We start from the raw sequence: 19655 nt of genomic DNA on the forward strand, positions 1-19655 counted from the left end.
TCGAGACTGTCTAGGGGAGCGTTGATCCGTGTCGATTCTGGAAAAGGTCCTCCGCGCGGGCGAGGGCCGTATGGTGCGCCGGCTGAAGGCCATCGCCGCCGCCGTCAACTCGATCGAGGACGACTACGTCAACCTCACCGATGACGAGTTGCGGAGCCTCACTGATCAGTACCGGGAGCGGCTGGCCGACGGTGAGACCCTCGACGACCTGCTGCCGGAGGCCTTCGCCACCGTGCGCGAGGCGTCCGCCCGGGTGCTCGGCCAGCGGCCGTACGACGTCCAGGTGATGGGTGGGGCGGCGCTGCACTTCGGCAACATCGCCGAGATGAAGACCGGTGAGGGCAAGACCCTGACCTCGGTCATGGCGGTGTATCTCAACGCGCTGTCCGGCAAGGGCGTGCACGTGATCACGGTCAACGACTACCTGGCCCCGCGTGACGCCGCCTGGATGGGGCAGGTGCACAGGTTCCTCGGCCTCACCGTCGGCGTGGTGCTGCCCAACCGGCCGGCCAGCGAGCACCGCGCCGCGTACGAGTGCGACATCACCTACGGCACCAACAACGAGTTCGGCTTCGACTACCTGCGCGACAACATGGCCTGGTCGAAGGACGAGTTGGTCCAGCGGGGCCACAACTTCGCGGTGGTCGACGAGGTCGACTCGATCCTGATCGACGAGGCCCGGACGCCGCTGATCATCTCCGGCCCGGCCGAGCACTCGGCCCGCTGGTACGGCGAGTTCTCCGGTGTGGTGGCCCGGCTCCAGCCCGGCAAGGACGGCGAGGGCGACTACGAGGTCGACTACGCCAAGCGCACCATCGCGGTGACCGAGCGCGGCGTGGCGAAGGTGGAGGACCGGCTCGGCATCGACAACCTCTACGAGTCGGTGAACACCCCCCTCGTCGGTTACCTGAACAACGCCATCAAGGCCAAAGAGCTGTACAAGCGCGACAAGGACTACATCGTCAGCGACGGCGAGGTCCTGATCGTCGACGAGTTCACCGGCCGCATCCTGCACGGGCGCCGCTACAACGAGGGCATGCACCAGGCGATCGAGGCCAAGGAGGGGGTGGAGATCAAGCAGGAGAACCAGACCCTGGCCACCATCACCCTCCAGAACTACTTCCGCCTCTACGAGAAGCTCTCCGGCATGACCGGCACGGCCCAGACCGAGGCGGGCGAGTTCAACAAGGTCTACAACGTCGGCGTGGTGACCATCCCGACCCACCGGCCGATGGTCCGGCAGGACCGGGCCGACGTCATCTACAAGACCGAGAAGGCCAAGTTCAACGCGGTCGTCGAGGACATCGCCGAGCGGCACCAGGCCGGTCAGCCGGTGCTGGTCGGCACCGTCTCGGTGGAGAACTCCGAGATCATCTCCCAGCTGCTGCGCCGCCGGGGCATCCCGCACTCCGTGCTGAACGCCAAGTTCCACGCCAAGGAGGCGGAGATCGTCGCCCAGGCCGGGCGTAAGGGCGGGGTCACCGTGGCGACCAACATGGCCGGCCGGGGCACCGACATCCTGCTCGGCGGCAACCCCGAGTTCCTCGCCGCCAACGAGCTGCGCCAGCGCGGCCTCGACCCGGCGGAGAACGAGGAGGAGTACGCGAAGGCCATGGAGGAGGTCCTGCCCAAGTGGAAGCAGGCCTGCGAGGCCGAGGCCGAGGAGGTCGCGGGCGTCGGCGGGCTCTACGTGCTGGGGACCGAGCGGCACGAGTCCCGGCGGATCGACAACCAGCTGCGCGGTCGGGCCGGCCGGCAGGGTGACCCGGGCGAGTCCCGCTTCTACCTGTCCCTGCAGGACGAGCTGATGAAGCGGTTCCGGGCCGGCGCGGTCGAGGCGGTGATGGACCGCTTCAACATCCCCGAGGACGTGCCCATCGAGTCGAAGATGGTGACCCGTCAGATCAAGAGCGCCCAGGCCCAGATCGAGGGCCAGAACGCCGAGATCCGCAAGAACGTCCTGAAGTACGACGAGGTGCTCAACAAGCAGCGCCAGGTCATCTACGCCGAGCGCCTGCGGGTGCTCAACGGCGAGGACCTCTCCGACCAGGTCCGCAACATGATCGACGACGTGATCGGCGCGTACGTGATCGGTGCCACCAGCGACGGCTACGCCGAGGACTGGGACCTTGAGCAGCTCTGGTCCAGCCTCAAGCAGCTCTACCCGGTGGGCGTCACCCTGGCCGAGTTGGAGGAGGAGATCGGCTCCCGGGCCGGCTTCGACCAGGACTTCCTGGTCGCCCGCCTCAAGGAGGACGCGAACGCCGCCTACGACCGGCGCGAGGAGCAGCTCGGTGAGGAGGGCACCCGCGAGTTGGAGCGGATGGTGCTGCTTCAGGTCATCGACCGCAAGTGGCGCGAGCACCTCTACGAGATGGACTACCTCCAGGAGGGCATCAGCCTGCGGGCGTACGCCCAGCGTGACCCGGTGGTGGAGTACCAGCGCGAGGGCTTCGACATGTTCGCCACCATGATGGACGGCATCAAGGAGGAGACGGTCGGCTTCCTCTACAACCTGGAGGTCCAGGTCCAGGAGGCCGAGCCCGAGGCCGAGGAGGTGCAGCTGCTGGACAAGCCGGTGGAGATCCGGGCCAAGGGCCTGGGTCGCGCCCCCCAGCAGCAGGGCCTGCAGTACTCCGCGCCGACCATCGACGGTGAGGCCGGAGCCGGGGGGGTAGCCGTGGAGCGGCCCGAGGAGCAGGCCCCGCCGGTGCGCGCGGCCCGCTCCGAGCGACCGGCCCGGCCGGCGGCCCCGCCAACCCCCGAGGCTCAGCGCCGCCCGGCCGCCTTCGGCGGGAGCGGGCAGGCCGTGGCGGCCAACTCCGCCCGGGAGACGGTCCCGGCGCGCGGAGAGGCCGGCGGCCCGTCGCGTAACGCGCCCTGCCCGTGCGGCTCCGGCCGCAAGTACAAGCGGTGCCACGGCGCCGCCAACGGCGGCAACTGACCCGTCCGGCGCCGCCGCCAACGGCGCCCGTCCCACCAGCGAGCACGCGCAAGGGGCCCCGGCGACCGCCGGGGCCCCTTGCTGTCCGCCAGGTCGACCCCGTGCCCGGCCTGGCTGCCGGCCCCCGCTGCGGGGACCGCCCTCCGGCCCCGGCCTTCGGGGCGCGGGCGCAGCCGCCGGGGGCGGTCAGACGAGCTGGAGCACGGTGCAGAGCCAGCGACCGCGCCGATGTTCCAGGCGCAGCGCCATCGCCCAGGTGTGCCCGGCGGCGCTGCCCAGGACGGCTGCGGCCTCCACTGCGGCGGGGCGGGGTTCGCAGACCCGCAGCCGGCGCAGCCGCACGGTCGGGCGGGTGGAGCGGCGACGGACCGGGCCGGTGCGCGTCGCCGCCCTGGTCAGTTCGTGCATCACGTCCGCCGAGCAGGCCGGCTCGCTCATCGGGCGGATCTGCCCGAGCGGCCGGTATCCGTTGAGGATCTCCAGGCAGGTGGTGACGAAGCGCTGGGCGGCGCGGGTGGCCTCCGGCGTGGCCGTGACCAGCGCGGCGGGCGGTGGGGCCGGTGGAGTGGAACGCCCGGGACCGCCAGGGGCGGGGCGGGGGTCGTGCGCGCGCCCGCCGGGGCGGGCCGGCACGCGGCGGTGCGCCTCGAAGAGGTCGAGGGCCAGTTGGGCGGCGACCGGGCGGGGCCAGCCCTCGGCCGGCTCCTCGGTGAACGGGGGGTCGAGCGGGGGCGCCGGTCGCACCCGGACCGGAGGCCGGACGGGCCCGGGACGTCGGGACTCAATCATCGAAACCCCCGATGTTTGCGTTTGCCTTCGTTTGCCTCCGACAGGCTCGATTCTCGGCCAGGACGATGCCCGCGGTCAATGGCTCGGTGCGGTGTCCGCTACTCGGCGTCGCGGTCGTTCAGCGGGTTGTCCCGGACCCACTCGGCGGTCTCGGCGTACTTGTGCTCGATGTACTCCTCCAGGCGGGCGCGCTCGACCCGCCACTGCCCCCGACCGCCGATCTTGATCCCGGGCAGCTCACCGCTGCGCACCATGTGGTAGACCTGCGAGTCCGACACGTTGAGCTCGGCGGCCACGTCGGAGAGCAGCAGGAACCTCGGCTCCATGAAAACTCCCGGGGTTGACGTCGTTTGCCTCAGTTTGCCATCCGCTGCCGACAGCATCGCCGACCCGCCGCCGACCCGCCGCCCGCGCGGCAACCTTCCGGGCGGCGGGTGCGGGGTGTATGACGGTCAGGGCGTACGGCATGATCGGCGCCCGGGGCCGGCGCACGCCGGCCGGCAGGCGGAGCGGGGGAGACGACCGGTGACCGAGGAGCTTGTCCGGGTGTACGTGCCGGCGATCGTGCCGATGCTGGCCCGCCTCCCCGAGCAGGGACTGCCCGAGACCGACGCCCACACCGTGACCCCCGCCCTGCGCGAGTGGTACGCCGAGGGCGACGAGGAGGAACTGGAGTACGTCGCGTTCACCCGGGCCGCCCAGGACGCGCTGCTCCTGCTCCGGGACGATCCGGCCGCGCCCCGTCGGCGCGCGGTGGTCGCCGTCGACGTTCCCGCCTCGGCGCTGCGGCGCACCGACGACGTGCTCGGCTCCAGCGCGGTCCGGCTGGTCCGACCGGTGCCGGTGACGGCGGTGGCCGCGCTGCACGTAGACGGCGACGACGCGCGTGACGACGTGGCCGCCGCCGCTGCCGTGGCCGCCGAGGCGCTGGCCGACGACCCGGACGCCCAGTTCACCGTCGACGGCGCCGAGGACCACGAGCTGGAGTGGTACGACGTCAGCGAGCTGGAGCAGCTGCTGCGCGCCGCGTCCTGACGCCCGCGCACCCCGTGCCGACGGGCCGGGCGGTCCGGGCCGGGGGACGCGTCGCCCGTCAGCGGTCGCCCGCCCCCGCCGCCGCCTCGTCGTCGGCGGTCTCGGTGGCGTCGTCGCCCGGAGCGGGGCCCAGCGTGCGGCCGAAGGCGATGAGCGCGGTGAGCGCGCCGACGAAGAGCACCCAGATCCCGTTGTCGATCCGCGAGGTGCCCAGCGAGGTCTGGGCGACTGCGTCCGCCTCGCTGAGCGCGCCGGCCAGGTCGAGCAGCGAGCGCCCGCCGACCCGGATGATGATCTCGGCGAGCAGCAGGAGCAGGCCGGGACCGGCCCCGGCCAGCAGGTAGCCGGGCCAGCGGGGGGTGGGCGAGGCCGGGTCGCGCCGCTCGGCGCGCCGCCTGGCCCAGGTGAGGTACCCGAAGGCGAGCAGCCCCGCCAGCAGGCCGGCGAGCAGGGACTCCGACCGGGACACCCACTTCGCGGCGCCGACCATCGACTCCTGGGTGTCGCCCGCGCCGAAGAGGTCGAACAGCGGGTCCCGGGCCCGGCTGAACGCCACCACGAAGACCAGCGCGCCGAGCGTGGCGGCGATGATCGCACCGGCCACCCGGGCGTTGCCTGCGCCGGCCACGGCGCCGCCGATGATCGCCGCCGCAGCGGTGGTGCCGGCGATGACGTTGGTGGTCGCGTTGTCGTAATAGGTCAGGTTGATCACCACCGCCGCCGCGAGCCCGACCAGCACGCCGGTGCCGACCGCGACGGCGAAGCGCAGGGTGACCCGCTCGGTGCCCCGCCGGGCCAGCAGGTTGGTCACCGCCAGGGCGACCGCCGCACCGGCCACCAGCGCGGCCGAGATGACCCCGGGCAGCGCGAACGCGGAGAGGCTGATCGCGGTGACCCCCGCCTCGGCGGAGGTGATCACCGCCCGGGTGGACCAGAGCATCGCCGCCAGCCAGCCCACGGACAGCAGCGCCAGCAGGACCGCCCCCGGGGCGCGCGCCGGGGTCGTACCGCCGGCGGTCGGTTCCGGCTCCACGGGCGCCGCCGGCCCGGCGGCGTCGCCCGGCTCGTCGTCCCCGGCCGGGGCGCCCTGCACCGGCTGGTCCGGCTCCGCGGCGGTGGCGCTGCCGGGCTGGTTGCTCATCGTCTCCCCTTCGACGGACGCCCGGACCCGGCCGGCTCTGCCGGCACGCGGGCGGGGCTGGTCACCGGCCATCCAGCGTACGCGCCACCCGACCGCCGGCCCTCCGCCCGTCCGCCGCCCCCCGACCCGCCCGTCCCGCGGCCTTGGGCGGAGCGGGAGTGGGTGGCGGTGGGCGAGGAATCGTAAGGACGGCGGGGGCTGGGCGAGGGAATCGCCGGAGGTGGAGGCGGGTCGGCGGCGATTCGCAGGGCGGGGGCCGACGGCGCGGCGCGGGCCAGGTCGGGTGGGTGGGGCCGGGGCGAGGCGAAACCGGGGGTGCGGCGTGGGAGAATCGGCGCAGGTCCCGCCGCCGCGACCGGTGCAGCCCGCGGCGTACGGCGTCCGGCCGCCCGGCCGGTGCCCGCGGGTCCGATTTCGCCACCGCTGCCGAGATCGCCAGGAGCCCCGATGGACGCCGTGTTCTCCGTACCCGAGCCGCGTAACGAGCCGGTCCGTGCCTACGAGCCGGGCAGCGCCGACCGGGAGCGGCTCCAGCGACGCCTGGCCGAGTTGGCCGGCGAGCGCCTCGACCTGCCGATGACCATCGCCGGCGAGCAGCGGATGGCCGGCGGCGAGCCGATCGACGTGGTGCAGCCGCACCGGCACGGCCACGTGCTGGGCGTCACCGGCCACGCCACCCACGACGACGCCCACGCCGCGGTGCGGGCCGCCAAGGACGCCGCCCCGATGTGGCGGGCCCTGCCGTTCGAGGAGCGCGCGGCGATCTTCCTGCGCGCCGCCGAACTGCTCTCCGGCCCGTGGCGGGACACCCTCAACGCCGCCACCATGCTCGGCCAGTCGAAGACCGCCGTCCAGGCCGAGATCGACGCGGCCTGCGAGCTGATCGACTTCCTCCGGTTCAACGTGCACTTCGCGCGGGGCCTGCTGGAGGAGCAGCCACTCTCCTCCCCGGGGGTGTGGAACCGCCTCGACCACCGCCCCCTGGAGGGCTTCGTCTACGCGGTCACCCCGTTCAACTTCACCGCGATCGCCGGCAACCTGCCCTCCGCCCCGGCGCTGCTCGGCAACACCGTGGTCTGGAAGCCGAGCCCGACCCAGCAGTTCGCCGCGCACTTCACCATGCGGCTGTTCGAGGCGGCCGGCCTGCCGCCCGGCGTGATCAACATGGTCACCGGGCGGGGCGAGGAGGTCTCCGACGTGGTGCTCGCCGATCCGGACCTGGCCGGCATCCACTTCACCGGCTCGACCAAGGTCTTCCAGCAGCTGTGGAGGACCGTCGGTGACAACATCCACCGCTACCGGGGCTACCCCCGGCTGGTCGGCGAGACCGGCGGCAAGGACTTCGTGGTCGCGCACACCAGCGCCGACGTGGACGCGCTGCACACCGCGCTGATCCGCGGCGCGTACGAGTACCAGGGCCAGAAGTGCTCGGCCGCGTCCCGGGCGTACGTCCCGCGGTCGCTCTGGGAGGGCGGGCTGCGCGACCGGCTGGCCGCCACCGCCGACTCGCTGACCTACGGCGACGTCACCGACTTCACCAACTTCGGCGGGGCGGTGATCGACGCCAAGGCGTTCGACCGGCACACCGCCGCCCTGGAGCTGATCTCCGGCGACGGCTCCTGCACCGTGCTGGCCGGCGGCACCGCCGACGACTCGGTCGGGTGGTTCGTCCGGCCGACCCTGTTCGAGTGCACCGACGCCGCACACGAGACGTTCACCACCGAGTACTTCGGCCCGATCCTCGGCGTGCACGTCTTCGACGACGCCCGCTTCGACGAGGTCGTCGCCCAGGCCGAGTCGATCGCCCCGTACGCGCTGACGGGGGCGATCTTCGCCACTGACCGGCGGGTGGTCGACGCGGTGGCCGAGCGCATGCGCTACGCGGCCGGGAACTTCTACATCAACGACAAGCCGACCGGCGCGGTGGTCGGGCAGCAGCCGTTCGGCGGCGCCCGGGCCAGCGGCACCAACGACAAGGCCGGCTCCTGGCACAACCTGGTCCGCTGGATGTCGCCCCGGACGATCAAGGAGACCTTCGTCCCACCGACCGACCACACCTACCCCCACATGGGCTGACGCGTCCGGCGAGGGCTCCCGCCGCGTCGCGGGGGCCCCGGCCGTGCGCAGCGTGACCGGCCCTCAACGGACTGTCGCCCGCCGACAGTGCACAAAGGAAACCCTCCAGGGTGGCGAAAATGGCAAATCCTGGACGCCGGGTCGGCAAAGTGGCAGCGTAAGGGGCATGGCGGATTCCGGAGTGAACCCTACGGCGGCGGCCCTCCTCGGGCTGCTCCACGAGGGTCCCATGACAGGCGGTCAGCTGATGGCCGCCGCCGAGCGCAAGCTCGCCCCGTACTGGTCGATGACCCGCAGCCAGGTCTACCGCGAGCTGCCGGTGCTGGCCGAGCGCGGTCTGGTGCGGTTGGGCAAGCCCGGCCCCCGATCCAGCCAGCCGTACGCGATCACCGCGGCCGGCAAGCGGACGTTCTCCCGCTGGCTGGCCGAGGACCCGGGGCGGGACACCATCCGCAACCCGATCGCCCTGCGGGTCGCCTTCGGCGGCCTGCACTCGCAAGCCCAACTGCGCAGCCTCCAGGCCTCCGCCAACGAATACCACAGCGAGGCCCTGGCCCGGGTGCGGGAACAGGTGAAGAACGCCAAGAAAGAGGGCGACGCGTACGACGCCAGCGCGCTGGAGTTCGCCGTCGCCTACCACAAGGCCGCCCTGTCCTGGCTGAAGTCCGCCCCCGTCGGCTGACCCGATCGACGGCCCGCCACCCCGCCACCGGGCCGTCCCCGGGACGGCGTCCGCCCGTGACCAGCGCGGCCGACAGGCCCGTGCCGGTCGGCCGCGCGGACACTTTTCGCCCGCCACCGTGGGGCTCGCAAGCTGACCTGCCGTATTCGCAGTAGTCTTGTCTGTCGTGACCGCTGCCGATTACGCCGAACAGCTCAAGGAACTCGACGCCACCCTGCGCAACATCGAGGCCGTGCTCAACCTCGACCGACTGCACGAGGACAAGGCCCGCCTCGAGGAGCAGGCCTCCGCGCCGGACCTGTGGGACGACCAGGCCAAGGCGCAGCAGGTGACCTCCCAGCTGTCGTACGTCAACGGCGAGATCAGCAAGCTGGGCAGCCTGCGCTCCCGGCTCGACGACGCCCGCGTGCTGCTGGAGCTCGCCGAGGCCGAGGACGACCCCGGGGTGCTCACCGAGGTGGAGACCGAGATCGGCGGGCTCACCAAGGCCATCCAGGAGATGGAGGTTCGCACCCTGCTGTCCGGCGAGTACGACTCGCGGGAGGCGCTGGTGGCGATCCGGGCCGGGGCCGGCGGCGTGGACGCGGCCGACTTCGCCGAGATGCTGCTGCGGATGTACCTGCGCTGGGCCGAGCGGCACGGCTACCCCACCGAGGTCTACGAGACCTCGTACGCGGAGGAGGCGGGCCTGAAGTCCGCCACCTTCGCGGTCAAGGTCCCGTACGCCTACGGCACGCTGAGCGTGGAGTCCGGCACCCACCGCCTCGTGCGGATCAGCCCGTTCGACAACCAGGGCCGCCGGCAGACCAGCTTCGCCGGCGTCGAGGTGCTGCCGGTGACCGAGCAGACCGACCACATCGACATCCCCGAGAACGAGATGCGGGTCGACGTCTACCGGTCCTCCGGCCCGGGCGGGCAGAGCGTCAACACCACCGACTCGGCGGTGCGGCTCACCCACATCCCCACCGGCATCGTGGTGACCTGCCAGAACGAGAAGTCCCAGCTCCAGAACAAGGCGTCCGCGATGCGGGTGCTCCAGGCCCGGCTGCTGGAGCGCAAGCGCCAGGAGGAGCAGGCCAAGCTGGAGGGGCTCAAGGAGAACGCCGCCGGCTCATGGGGCGACCAGATGCGCTCGTACGTCCTGCACCCGTACCAGATGGTGAAGGATCTCCGAACCGAGCAGGAGACCGGCAATCCGACCTCGGTCTTCGACGGCGAGTTGGACAGCTTCATCGAAGCCGGTATCCGTTGGCGCAAGCAGCGGCAGCTCGCCGGCGACGCAGCGTGACCGATTGTGGGCGGAGCGCGTCGTCGATCTCCCGTTAACCGGGTCTTTCGATGACGCGCCTCGCATCGGCGGGCGTGGGGGCTTGGCTCATCGGTTACACCGCGTAGACTCACCACCCGTGATTCAGCTTGAGCAAGTGACGAAGACGTACCCGAAGGCGTCCCGGCCTTCGCTCGACAACGTGTCCGTCTCGATCGAGAAGGGCGAGTTCGTCTTCTTCATCGGTCCATCAGGCTCCGGCAAGTCCACCATCATCAAGCTGCTGCTGCACGAGGTGACCCCCAACAAGGGGCGGGTCGTCGTCAACAGCAAGGACGTCACCTCGATGCGATCCTGGAAGCGACCGCACTTCCGGCGTTCGATCGGCTGTGTCTTCCAGGACTTCCGGCTGCTGCCGAACCGCACCGCGTACGAGAACGTGGCGTTCGCCCTCGAGGTGATCGGCAAGACCAAGGCGGTTGCCCGCCGGGTCGTTCCCGAGGTGCTGGAGCTGGTCGGGCTCGGTGGCAAGGAACACCGCTACCCGCACGAGCTCTCCGGCGGTGAGCAGCAGCGGGTCGCCGTCGCCCGAGCGTTCGTGAACCGTCCGCTGATCCTGCTCGCGGACGAGCCGACCGGAAACCTGGACCCGGACACGTCGATCGAGATCATGCGCCTCCTGGACCGGATCAACCGCACCGGCACGACCGTCGTGATGGTCACCCACGACTCCAACATCGTGAACCAGATGCGGCGGCGGGTCATCGAGATCGAGAGCGGTCGCATCGTGCGCGACCAGGCCCGTGGCGTCTACGGGTGAGCCGGCGCTCCACCCCTGTGCAGCCTGACGACGATCACCTCACGCCGGAGACCCGGAGGAATTCCCGATGCGCGTGAAATACGTCCTGTCCGAGGTACTGGTCGGACTGTGGCGCAACGTGACCATGACCATCGCGATGATCATCACGATGGCCGTGTCGTTGACCATGCTCGGTGCCAGCGGTCTGATGTACAGCCAGGTAAACGACATGAAGGACCTCTACTACAAGAACATCGAGGTCTCGATCTTCCTGAAGAAGGAGGCCAACGAGCAGCAGCGCGCCGACATCGACGCCAAGCTGAAGAGCGACCCCCTGATCAAGGAGGTTGTCTTCGTTGACAAGGCCGAGGCGTACAAGCGCTTCCAGGAGATGTTCCAGGACGCGCCCGACCTGCTCAGCGCGGTCAAGGCGGACAGCCTGCCCGAGTCGTTCCGGCTCAAGCTGGTCAACCCCGAGCAGTACCGGGAGATCTACAACCAGTACAAGGACACCGAGGGCGTCGACGAGATCGTCGACCAGAGCCAACTTTTGGACAAGATCTTCAAGATCCTCACCTCGATCCAGAACATCGCGCTGGCGGCCGCGGCGGTGATGGCAATCGCCGCGTTGCTGCTGGTCGCGAACACGATCCAGGTCGCCGCGTACAGCAAGCGGCGTGAGGTCGCGGTCATGAAGCTGGTCGGCGCGTCCAACTGGTTCATCCAGGCGCCGTTCGTGCTGGAGGCCGTGGTCGCGGGCCTGATCGGCTCGCTGCTCGCCCTTGTCGCCCTGATAGCGGCGAAATACCTGCTGTTCGACGGGGCGCTCAGCGACCTTCAGGGGCTGCTCTCCCCGGTCGGCTGGGGCGACATCCTCGTCGTTTTCCCGATCATGGCCGGCGTGGGCGGTCTGGTCAGCGCCGCCACCGCGTGGGTGACCCTCCGGTTCTACCTGCGGGTCTAGCCACCCTCGGGTCCGTCCGACGCGGCAGGGCCCTCCGGCGCGGAATAATCCGCGCCGGAGGGCCCTTGTCGTTCGGGTAGCATGATCTCCGCTTCCGGCCCCGGCCGGGAGCCGCAACGAGGGGAGGTGGCGCCGATGCCACGGGAGAAGGGGCGCAAGGTCGTCGCCTCCAACAAGAAGGCGCGCCACGACTACGCCATCCTCGACACGTACGAGGCGGGCATGCAGCTGACCGGCACCGAGGTGAAGTCGCTGCGGGCGGGGCGGGCGTCGCTGGTCGACGCCTTCGCCCAGGAGCGCGACGGCGAGCTGTATCTGCACTCCATGCACATCCCGGAGTACACCCAGGGCACCTGGACCAACCACGAGCCCCGGCGTACCCGCAAGCTGCTGCTCAAGCGGCTGGAGATCGACCGGCTGATCGGCAAGACCCGTGAGGGCGGCCTGACCATGGTCCCGTTGCAGGTCTACTTCTCCGACGGTTGGGCCAAGGTGGAGATCGCCCTGGCCAAGGGCAAGAAGTCGTACGACAAGCGGCAGGACCTCGCCAAGCGGGACGCGGACCGGGAGATCGCCCGGGCCGCCGGCCGGCGCGGCAAGGGGATGGACGACTGATTCATCCCGTTTGTCCGTTCCGGCACGCCGGAGCGGGCCTCGGGATGAAACCGGTTGCGGAAGGCGTTAGGCTTGTGTGGAGCCGCCGACAGGGGCGGCCCGTCGAGGGGGTGACTGGTTTCGACTTCGTACGCAGCGACAGGGGAAGCGAGCCGAGGAAGCCGACGTCGTCTCGAGAATCGGTCGTCGGAAACTTATAAGCGCCAAGAACAATCGCGCTGACTTCGCTCTCGCCGCCTGAGGCGAGTAGCTGAGTCTGTCGGCCTGGGAACGCCTTCGTCCCAGTCAGCCGGCATCAGTTAGAGGGCTGGCCAATCGGACCCGGTCGCGGGGTCCGTGCGGCGAGATTAATCAGCGACTGGGCCCGTCACACCAACTCGCTCGCGTGAGCGGTGGGGCCGAGTAGAGGCATAGCGAGCTGCGCTCGGAGAAGCCCTGACAAACCGGCGAAGGACCCGGGTTCGATTCCCGGCACCTCCACCACCTGACTGTGCGCCCCGGTCCACCTGGACCGGGGCGCACAGCCGTGTCCGGGCCGCACAGCCGTCCGGGCCGCACGGGGTTCGGGCCGGTGGGGAGGCCAAGGACCCCGACTTCGACAACGCAACGACCCCTGCCGGTGACCCGAAGCCGGGGAACCGGAAACGGCACGGGCGCGTCGAAGGGACATGCGTCCAGTTCTCGCCCTGGTGAGCCTGCCCCTGCTCCTCATCGCAGCCGGTTGCGCCCCGGCCGGGTCGGAGCCGGGCCCCGGCGGCGCCGACGACCGGTGGGAGCCGTTCCACCAGCGGGCCGCCGGGGTGGCCGAGGCGTGGCGGCCCGGGAACGCCTGGACCGCCGGCTACGTGCCGCTCCAGGAGCCGACCGTGCTGCTCGGGGACCCCGATTTCACCCCGGAGACCGAGCAGGCGTTCCGCAACGGCTGGTACCGGGAGCAGGTCGCGGTGCCCACCGCCGAGCCGGCCGACGCCACGATCCGCTTCCCCGACGGGGCGCTGACCGTGCCGCTGATCAGCGCCGGCACGGCGTACCGACAGCTCGACCAGGGCGATCCGCCGCCGTGCGAGGGACGGCCGCAGCGGCCGATGCCCGAAAAGCGACCGGGCTTCCGGCCGAAGCCCGGTGCCACGGACGGGCCGACCATCGAGCCCGGCCCCGACGGGCCGATCCTCAAGCCGAGGCCGGACGGGCCGATCACCGAGCCCGGTGCCACGGGTGGGCCGATCATCGAGCCGGGGCCGGACGGGCCGGTGAGCAGCGTGCCGTCGGCAGCCTGCGTGCCGCTGACCGTCACCGCCGTGCGGCTCGGCACCGCGCCGGTGCGCACCAGCCGGGGCGAGGCACAGGTCCCGGCCTGGGTGTTCACCGTCGAGGAGCTGAAGGCCCCGGTGGCCCGGCTCGCGGTCGCGCCCGGCTCGGTCACCGCCGTGCCCCAGGGCGTCGCGCCCACCGGGCCGGTGCCCGACGGCGTGGTCAGTGCCCAAGACCTACAGGCCGTCGACGGGGCCCGGCTGACCTGGCGGGTCGGCGTGGGCGCCTGCGACCCCGCGCCCACCCCGCTGGTGCGGGAGCGAGACGACGTGGTGGTGGTCGGCGGCGGCGTCACCCCGGCCACCGGCATCTGCACCGATCAGCTTCTGCTCAAGCCGGTCACCGTCACCCTGAAGGCGGCGCTCGGCGACCGGACGGTGCTCGACGTGGCCACCGGTGCGCCGCTGGTCCTGCGCCGCTGAGCCGCCCGTCCGGGGCTCAGAGCAGCTGCGGGATATCGGTGCTGATCGGCACCGGCAGCACGGTGGGCCGGTCTGCGGCCAGCGCAGCGCGCAGCGCGTCACCCAACCCGTCGGGTTCCTCGACGACCGTGGCGGCGCAGCCGTACCCTCGGGCCACCGCGGTGATGTCCAGGCCGGGCAGGTCCAGGCCCGGAACCCCGGGGGTGTGCTTCAGTTCGGCGAACGACTTGAGGATCGCGTACTGCTGGTTGACCGGGACGACGACGGCGAGCGGCAGGCGCAGCCGCGCGGCCGTCCACAGGGCCTGTACCGAGTAGTGGAACGACCCGTCCCCGATCACCGCCACCACCGGGCGGCCCCGCCCGGTGTCCCGCTCGGCCAGCGCGATCCCGACCGCCGCCGGTAGCCCGAAGCCGAGCCCGCCGCTGGCCATCGTGAAGTAGGACGCGGGCCGGGTGGCCGGCAGCCGACGGCGCAGCGCGGCCAGGTTGGACGGTGACTCCTGCACCAGCACCCCGTCGGGCGGCCAGTTCCGGGCCAGGATGGCGAAGAGACCGTCGGGGCTCAGCGGCGGGCCCAGGTCGGGCGGCTCCGGGGCGGGCCGGGCCGGCGGGGGCGGGCGCTCGGCCGCCGGGAGCAGGTCGACCAGGGCGGCGAGCGCCAGACCCGGGTCGCCGAGCAGGCTGTCCCCGACCGGCGCGCGGGCCGTCTCCTCCGGGTCGTCGGTCACGTGCAGCAACCGGGAGCCGGCGGGCAGGTAGTCCCCGGGCACGTGCGGGTAGTACCGGAACACCGGCGCGCCGACCACCAGCACCGTGTCGTGCCCGCGCAGCGCGTCGCCCAGCGGCCCGATCGCGTACGGCAGCACACCCCGGTAGTACGGGTGGTCCTCGGGGAACGCGGCCCGTTCCGGGGCCGGCGCGGACCAGACCGGGGCGGCCAGCCGCTCGGCCAGCGCGACCGCCGCCGGCCACGCTCCGGCCCGGTCGACCGCCCCGCCGAGGACGAGGGCCGGGGAGCGGCTGGCGGCCACCGTGGCGGCGAACTCGCGCAGCCGGGTCGGGTCCGGGGCGTACCGGGTGGCCACCGTGCGCACCTCGGGCGCCCCGGACGCCGGCTGCTGCCAGTCGTCCAGCGGCAGGGAGAGGAAGACCGGGCCGGCCGGCGGTTGCACCGCCGTGGCGTACGCCCGCATGAACGCCGCCGGGATGTCCTGCGCGCGGGGCGGCTCGTAGCCCCACTTGACGTACGGCTGGGTCAGTTCGACCGCCCGGCGGCTGGTCAGTCGGGGCTCGATCAGCAGCATCTCCCGGGTCTGCTGGCCGGCGGTGACGATCAGTGGGGTCTTGTTGTGCCAGGCGGTGACCAGGTTGCCCATGCCGTTGCCGGTGCCCGGGGCGGTGTGCAGGTTGACGTGCGCGGGGCGGCCGGTCGCCTGGGCGTACCCGTCGGCCATTCCCACCGCGGACGCCTCGTGCAGGGCGTGCACGTAGTGGAAGTCGGCGGGGAACTCCTGCAGGAACGGCTCCTCGGTGGAGCCGGGGTTACCGAAGACGGTGGTCAGGCCCAGCGCCCGGAGCAGGTCGTACGTCGTCTCGCGGACCGTTGCCATCGGTGGGCCTCCGTGTCGCGGCGCGGGCTGCCTCCTCGCCGGAGACGACGCGGCGATCGGGCCCCCGACCTGCCGAATCTATCCGGAAAAGGCTCACCTACCGGGCAATTCGCGCCAGCCCGCAGTGATCGCCGCCGCGCCGGCCCGGGGTCAGGGGAGCGGGAAGGGCAGCTTGATCCCGTCCAGCGCCCGCCCGCACGGGCAGTCCCGCCCTGTCGGTAGGGCGGCGACCGCGTCCAGCAGCACCCCGCGCAGCCGGTCGGTGTTCTCGCCGAAGACCCGGAAGACCTCCTCCTGGGTCACCGACTCGCCGCTCTCCACCCCCGCGTCCAGGTCGGTGACCAGGGCGATCGGGGTGTAGCAGAGGGCCAACTCCCGGGCCAGCACCGCCTCCGGGTGGCCGGTCATGTTGACCACCGCCCCGCCGATCGCGGTGAACCAGCGCGACTCCGCCCGGGTGGAGAAGCGCGGCCCCTCCACCACCACCATCGTCCCGCCGTCGACCGCCGACACGCCCCGCCCGGCTGCCGCGTCGAGCAGCGTCCGGCGGCCCACCGGGCAGTACGGGTCGGCGAAGGTCACGTGCACCGCGCCCCGGTCGTAGTACGTCTGGACCCGGCCGCTGGTGCGGTCGATGAGCTGGTCCGGCACCACGAAGGTGCCCGGCCCCAGCTCGGGACGCAGCCCGCCGACCGCGCACGGGGCGAGCACCTGGCGCACCCCGAGCGACCGCAGCGCCCACAGGTTCGCCCGGTACGGGATCAGGTGCGGCGGGTGCCGGTGGTCGCGCCCGTGGCGGGGCAGGAACGCCACCCGCCGGCCGCCCACCTCGGCGATCGTCACCGGGTCCGACGGCTCCCCGTACGGCGTCTCCACCCGGTGCTCGGTGGCGCCCTCCAGGAGGGCGTAGAGCCCCGAGCCGCCGATCACCGCGATGTCCGCCGTCGGCCCCATCGTCGCCCCCTCGGGTCGCACTCGATCATCCACCGGTCAGACCTTAGCCAGTGCCCCGACCGCAAGCTATGGTGCCAGGCATGGCGTTGACAGCAGGGATGAGCGCGGAGTCCCGTGCCGGCCGGGTGTGGCCCTCCACATCCCCGCTCGGCCCCGGCGTCGATGCCGTCCGGTCCGGCCGCGGTGCCGACGTCCGGGGCGACGGCCCCCGTTCCTCGGCGCGTGGCTGACGGATGTCTGACATGCAGGGAGAAGACCAGGCGATCGGCGGGCGTGCGATGGAGTCGATGACCGGACGGCTGCTGGTCGCGACCCCGACGCTCAAGGACCCGAACTTCGACCGGACGGTGGTGCTGCTCGTCGCGCACGAGCCGGGCGGGGCGCTGGGCGTGGTGCTCAACCGGGCCACCGAGGTCCCGGTCGTCGACGTTCTCGGCGACTGGAGCTACCTTGCCCGGGACCCGGCGGTGCTGTTCGAGGGCGGGCCGGTGCAGCCGGACTCGGCGATCTGCCTGGCCCGGATGCGCGGGCCGGTCAAGCGGTTGCGCGGCTTCCACCAGGTCGCCGGCGCCGTCGGCACGATCGACCTCTCCGCCGACCCGGAGCGGATGCGGGAGAGCATCGGTGGCATCCGGGTCTTCGCCGGCTACTCCGGCTGGGGCGCGGGCCAGCTCGAACAGGAGATCGAGGACGGTTCCTGGTTCGTCTTCGACGCGCTGCCGGGGGACGCCTTCGTCGACCGCCCGGACGACCTGTGGCCGATGGTCCTGCGCCGGCAGGGCGGCATGATGGCGGCGGTCGCCCACTTCCCGCCGGACGTCGCGCTGAACTGACCCGTGGGCGGGGGCCCGCGAGATGACCATGGCGGCCGGCGTGTGTATAGTTCTCTCCGTGCCCGGGCGACCGGGGGCAAGGTGAGGGGCCGTGGCGCAGCTGGTAGCGCACCACACTGGCAGTGTGGGGGTCAGGGGTTCGAGTCCCCTCGGCTCCACCCTTATGAAACGCCCTGGTGGGGGATTATTTCCCCCACCAGGGCGTTTCTCGTTTCTCATGGCTTGACGCCGCTGTGCCAGAGCCGTGCCAGATGGGTGATGATGCCTGGCCTTGGGCCATCGCTGCGGAGCGTTTAGGCTCCTGTCTCCTTCTGTCCTACATTCGCGCTCGAAGTAGAAGGCTCGACGGGGATGACTGCCGGTTCTGTCGACCTCTGCGTCGGCTTGATGACGAAGTCATCGTGGGCTCGTAGCCCCAGTGGCCGGATCGACCTAACGGGTCGTCTCAATCCGCGCGGATCGGCATCGCTTGCCGCCGAAATCAGCCGCCGATTGTTGACAGTGCAGATGCATCTCGGATAGAGGCGGGGCATCGAGGCGGCAAATTTTCCAACCGCCATCGATGCCCCGCTATTTCGTTGCCTGAAGGCACCGTTCGTGCTGGCTTCCCTTTGGTGAAAGTCACGCGCGGGGCACGAGCGACAGTCGAAATTCTATTGACATCGGGAGATACTCTGATCCGGCGTCCGGCTACGAGGGAGAGCGTCACCCATGTCTACCACGGTGCAGAGGGAAGACTTGGAGCAGGGCCTGAGGGGTCTGGCGCTCGACGTCCAGTCACGAATTCGGCACTGGCCGACAATTCGCGCCCTTGCATACGCTCGCGGGCTAAACAGAAGCTGGCTCGATATCGCCTCCCGGTACGGCTCAAGCATCGACGGCCCAGATGACTCCACTGTTCTTGCGATTCGGCGAATCGCGACCTACTCGGCATTCCATGATTATTGGATATTGAGAGACGTCCTGGCGGTCGTCGGCGCAGGTTTAGTAACCTTTGCGCTTATTGGGATTCCCCTGCTGACAACATCGTTGCTGAGCCCGCAACTTTCCGCCGGTGATGTTGCAGGCGTCGGGTTTATGGCGTTCGTTTTGTGGCTAGCTGCGACCGTCATGTTCGGCCTGTTGGCTCACATCCCTCCATTCTCGATCGCCCCACTGCTCCGACATATGACAGAAATAGGGCTTGCGGTCTTCTTTACGTGGTGGGTGCTTCGAGGAGCCGGTAATGAGATGCTGGCATCTATTTTGGATCAGGAGAACCTAAAAGCAGACCAAAAAGCTCATGCGCTAGCGGTGGCTCACAGTCTCGCAGCAAGCATCGCCCTTTACGTCGGAGCAGCTACCACGATCGAGATGATCTGGCGGCTATCTGGCTATAGGTCGCCGGCGGAACTGATTAGCCGGCGAGTCTACGGCTATCTGCCGCCTCCTTACATTATCGTACAAGCATACTTGCGGCTAATGTGGCACATCCATCGAAATCGGGCCGCCCTGAGGAAGAGAAGCGCCAAGAAGAGGGTGGTCATCGCGATGCGATTCCATAGAGCAGAAATGGTTCTCGACGTCGACCGGTGCATACGTAGTTACGGCGGCAGCAGAGGCGACCGAGACCTCTATCGCACTAGAGCGAATATTTTTTGCTCGCGCCTGGCAGCGCATGAGCGCGCACTGCTTGACGCGATAGCGCCGCGTGAAGCCGACGCCGTTTTGCAAGAAATGTTAAGCGACGTCGAGAAGCTGTGTACCGGCAACTGGCCGGACGCCGACGATCAGCCGCGAGCAAGCTTGTTGAATCGCGTAGCTGCATTCACGCGCCGAGTTGTGCCGGCAATGGCCCTGGGGCTGCTAGGTTTGTTCTATCACAAGCTACCGATGGTCGATTCGGACGCTGCGGGTACAGGCGCCATTCAAGCCGCCCTCGTAACTGGCGCATTCGCCCTGCTGGTCGCATCGGATGTCAACGTTGAGGGCGGACTGGCAAGCATTTTCAGGCGTCGAGGACGTGACCGGGGTGAAGCGTAAGCGTCCGAGACACTGGAAAGCGTGCCGAGGTGCCCCGGGCGCCGGGTGCCGGGTGCCTCCGGCGTGACGGCGCCAGCATGCCGCTCCGCCGGGGCACGCCAGAGCCGTGCCAGTTGAATCGGTTGCCGGCGGGGACAGGCGGGGAGTAGAGGGGTGCGGGGCTTACATCCGCGTTTGCTGCCAGGCCCG

The 19655-nt window shown here is 70.8% G+C and carries 16 protein-coding genes, 1 tRNA gene and 1 other RNA gene; 13 read left to right on the forward strand and 5 right to left on the reverse strand.

The window, feature by feature from the left end; all coding sequences use genetic code 11:
- Nucleotides 1-28: 28 nt before the first annotated feature.
- Complete coding sequence (gene secA / locus ABT023_RS17805; protein ID WP_350886716.1) at nt 29-2944, forward strand: preprotein translocase subunit SecA; 2916 nt, start codon at nt 29-31, stop codon at nt 2942-2944.
- Nucleotides 2945-3130: 186 nt separating this feature from the next.
- On the opposite strand, the gene ABT023_RS17810 is transcribed toward secA, so the two are convergent.
- Complete coding sequence (locus ABT023_RS17810) at nt 3131-3733, reverse strand: Rv3235 family protein (protein ID WP_350886718.1); 603 nt, start codon at nt 3731-3733, stop codon at nt 3131-3133.
- Nucleotides 3734-3831: 98 nt separating this feature from the next.
- Nucleotides 3832-4059 (reverse strand): helix-turn-helix transcriptional regulator, encoded by a 228-nt coding sequence (locus ABT023_RS17815; RefSeq protein ID WP_350886720.1) that lies wholly within the window; start codon nt 4057-4059, stop codon nt 3832-3834.
- Nucleotides 4060-4258: 199 nt separating this feature from the next.
- Between ABT023_RS17815 and ABT023_RS17820 the strand changes: the two genes are divergently transcribed.
- Complete coding sequence (locus ABT023_RS17820; RefSeq protein ID WP_350886723.1) at nt 4259-4768, forward strand: DUF6912 family protein; 510 nt, start codon at nt 4259-4261, stop codon at nt 4766-4768.
- A gap of 58 nt (nt 4769-4826) precedes the next feature.
- Here ABT023_RS17820 and ABT023_RS17825 read toward each other — a convergent pair whose 3' ends face one another.
- A complete protein-coding gene (locus tag ABT023_RS17825; protein ID WP_350886725.1) occupies nt 4827-5909 on the reverse strand; it encodes a hypothetical protein in 1083 nt (360 codons plus the stop codon).
- Between the two features lie 447 nt (nt 5910-6356).
- Here ABT023_RS17825 and pruA point away from each other — a divergent pair, with 447 nt between their 5' ends.
- The 8 genes from pruA (at nt 6357) to ABT023_RS17865 (ending at nt 14045) form a co-directional block, all read left to right on the forward strand.
- Nucleotides 6357-7985, forward strand: coding sequence for an L-glutamate gamma-semialdehyde dehydrogenase (pruA, locus tag ABT023_RS17830; protein ID WP_350886728.1), 1629 nt, complete (start codon nt 6357-6359; stop codon nt 7983-7985).
- A gap of 166 nt (nt 7986-8151) precedes the next feature.
- Nucleotides 8152-8667 (forward strand): helix-turn-helix transcriptional regulator, encoded by a 516-nt coding sequence (locus tag ABT023_RS17835; protein ID WP_350886730.1) that lies wholly within the window; start codon nt 8152-8154, stop codon nt 8665-8667.
- Nucleotides 8668-8833: 166 nt separating this feature from the next.
- Entirely contained in the window at nt 8834-9955 is a 1122-nt protein-coding gene (gene prfB, locus ABT023_RS17840; RefSeq protein ID WP_161687382.1) for a peptide chain release factor 2, read from the forward strand.
- Nucleotides 9956-10073: 118 nt separating this feature from the next.
- Nucleotides 10074-10754, forward strand: a complete 681-nt coding sequence (ftsE, locus tag ABT023_RS17845; protein ID WP_117665857.1) for a cell division ATP-binding protein FtsE — start codon at nt 10074-10076, stop codon at nt 10752-10754.
- Between the two features lie 67 nt (nt 10755-10821).
- A complete protein-coding gene (gene ftsX / locus ABT023_RS17850) occupies nt 10822-11697 on the forward strand; it encodes a permease-like cell division protein FtsX (RefSeq protein WP_350886733.1) in 876 nt (291 codons plus the stop codon).
- 135 nt (nt 11698-11832) lie between these two features.
- On the forward strand, nt 11833-12312 hold the full coding sequence (smpB, locus tag ABT023_RS17855) for an SsrA-binding protein SmpB (RefSeq protein ID WP_161687388.1): 480 nt from the start codon (nt 11833-11835) through the stop codon (nt 12310-12312).
- Nucleotides 12313-12418: 106 nt separating this feature from the next.
- Nucleotides 12419-12795, forward strand: a transfer-messenger RNA (tmRNA) gene (ssrA, locus tag ABT023_RS17860).
- Nucleotides 12796-12980: 185 nt separating this feature from the next.
- On the forward strand, nt 12981-14045 hold the full coding sequence (locus ABT023_RS17865; protein WP_350886736.1) for a hypothetical protein: 1065 nt from the start codon (nt 12981-12983) through the stop codon (nt 14043-14045).
- 16 nt (nt 14046-14061) lie between these two features.
- On the opposite strand, the gene mdlC is transcribed toward ABT023_RS17865, so the two are convergent.
- The gene (mdlC, locus tag ABT023_RS17870) at nt 14062-15657 is read right to left on the reverse strand and encodes a benzoylformate decarboxylase (protein ID WP_350886739.1); all 1596 of its coding nucleotides are present in this window, start codon (nt 15655-15657) and stop codon (nt 14062-14064) included.
- A 150-nt stretch (nt 15658-15807) separates the two neighbouring features.
- The gene (locus ABT023_RS17875; RefSeq protein ID WP_350886866.1) at nt 15808-16611 is read right to left on the reverse strand and encodes an S-methyl-5'-thioadenosine phosphorylase; all 804 of its coding nucleotides are present in this window, start codon (nt 16609-16611) and stop codon (nt 15808-15810) included.
- Between the two features lie 242 nt (nt 16612-16853).
- On the opposite strand from ABT023_RS17875, the gene ABT023_RS17880 reads away from it, so the two are divergent.
- From ABT023_RS17880 to ABT023_RS17890, 3 genes are all read left to right on the forward strand, one after another.
- Complete coding sequence (locus ABT023_RS17880) at nt 16854-17444, forward strand: YqgE/AlgH family protein (protein ID WP_350886741.1); 591 nt, start codon at nt 16854-16856, stop codon at nt 17442-17444.
- Nucleotides 17445-17529: 85 nt separating this feature from the next.
- Nucleotides 17530-17602: transfer RNA gene (locus ABT023_RS17885), tRNA-Ala, on the forward strand.
- Nucleotides 17603-18155: 553 nt separating this feature from the next.
- Nucleotides 18156-19466 carry a hypothetical protein gene (locus ABT023_RS17890; protein WP_350886744.1) on the forward strand — a complete coding sequence of 437 codons (1311 nt, stop codon included), beginning with the start codon at nt 18156-18158 and terminating at the stop codon, nt 19464-19466.
- Nucleotides 19467-19655 lie beyond the last annotated feature (189 nt).

The sequence above is a fragment of the Micromonospora sp. NPDC002296 genome, assembly GCF_040296145.1.
Lineage (GTDB): Bacteria > Actinomycetota > Actinomycetes > Mycobacteriales > Micromonosporaceae > Micromonospora.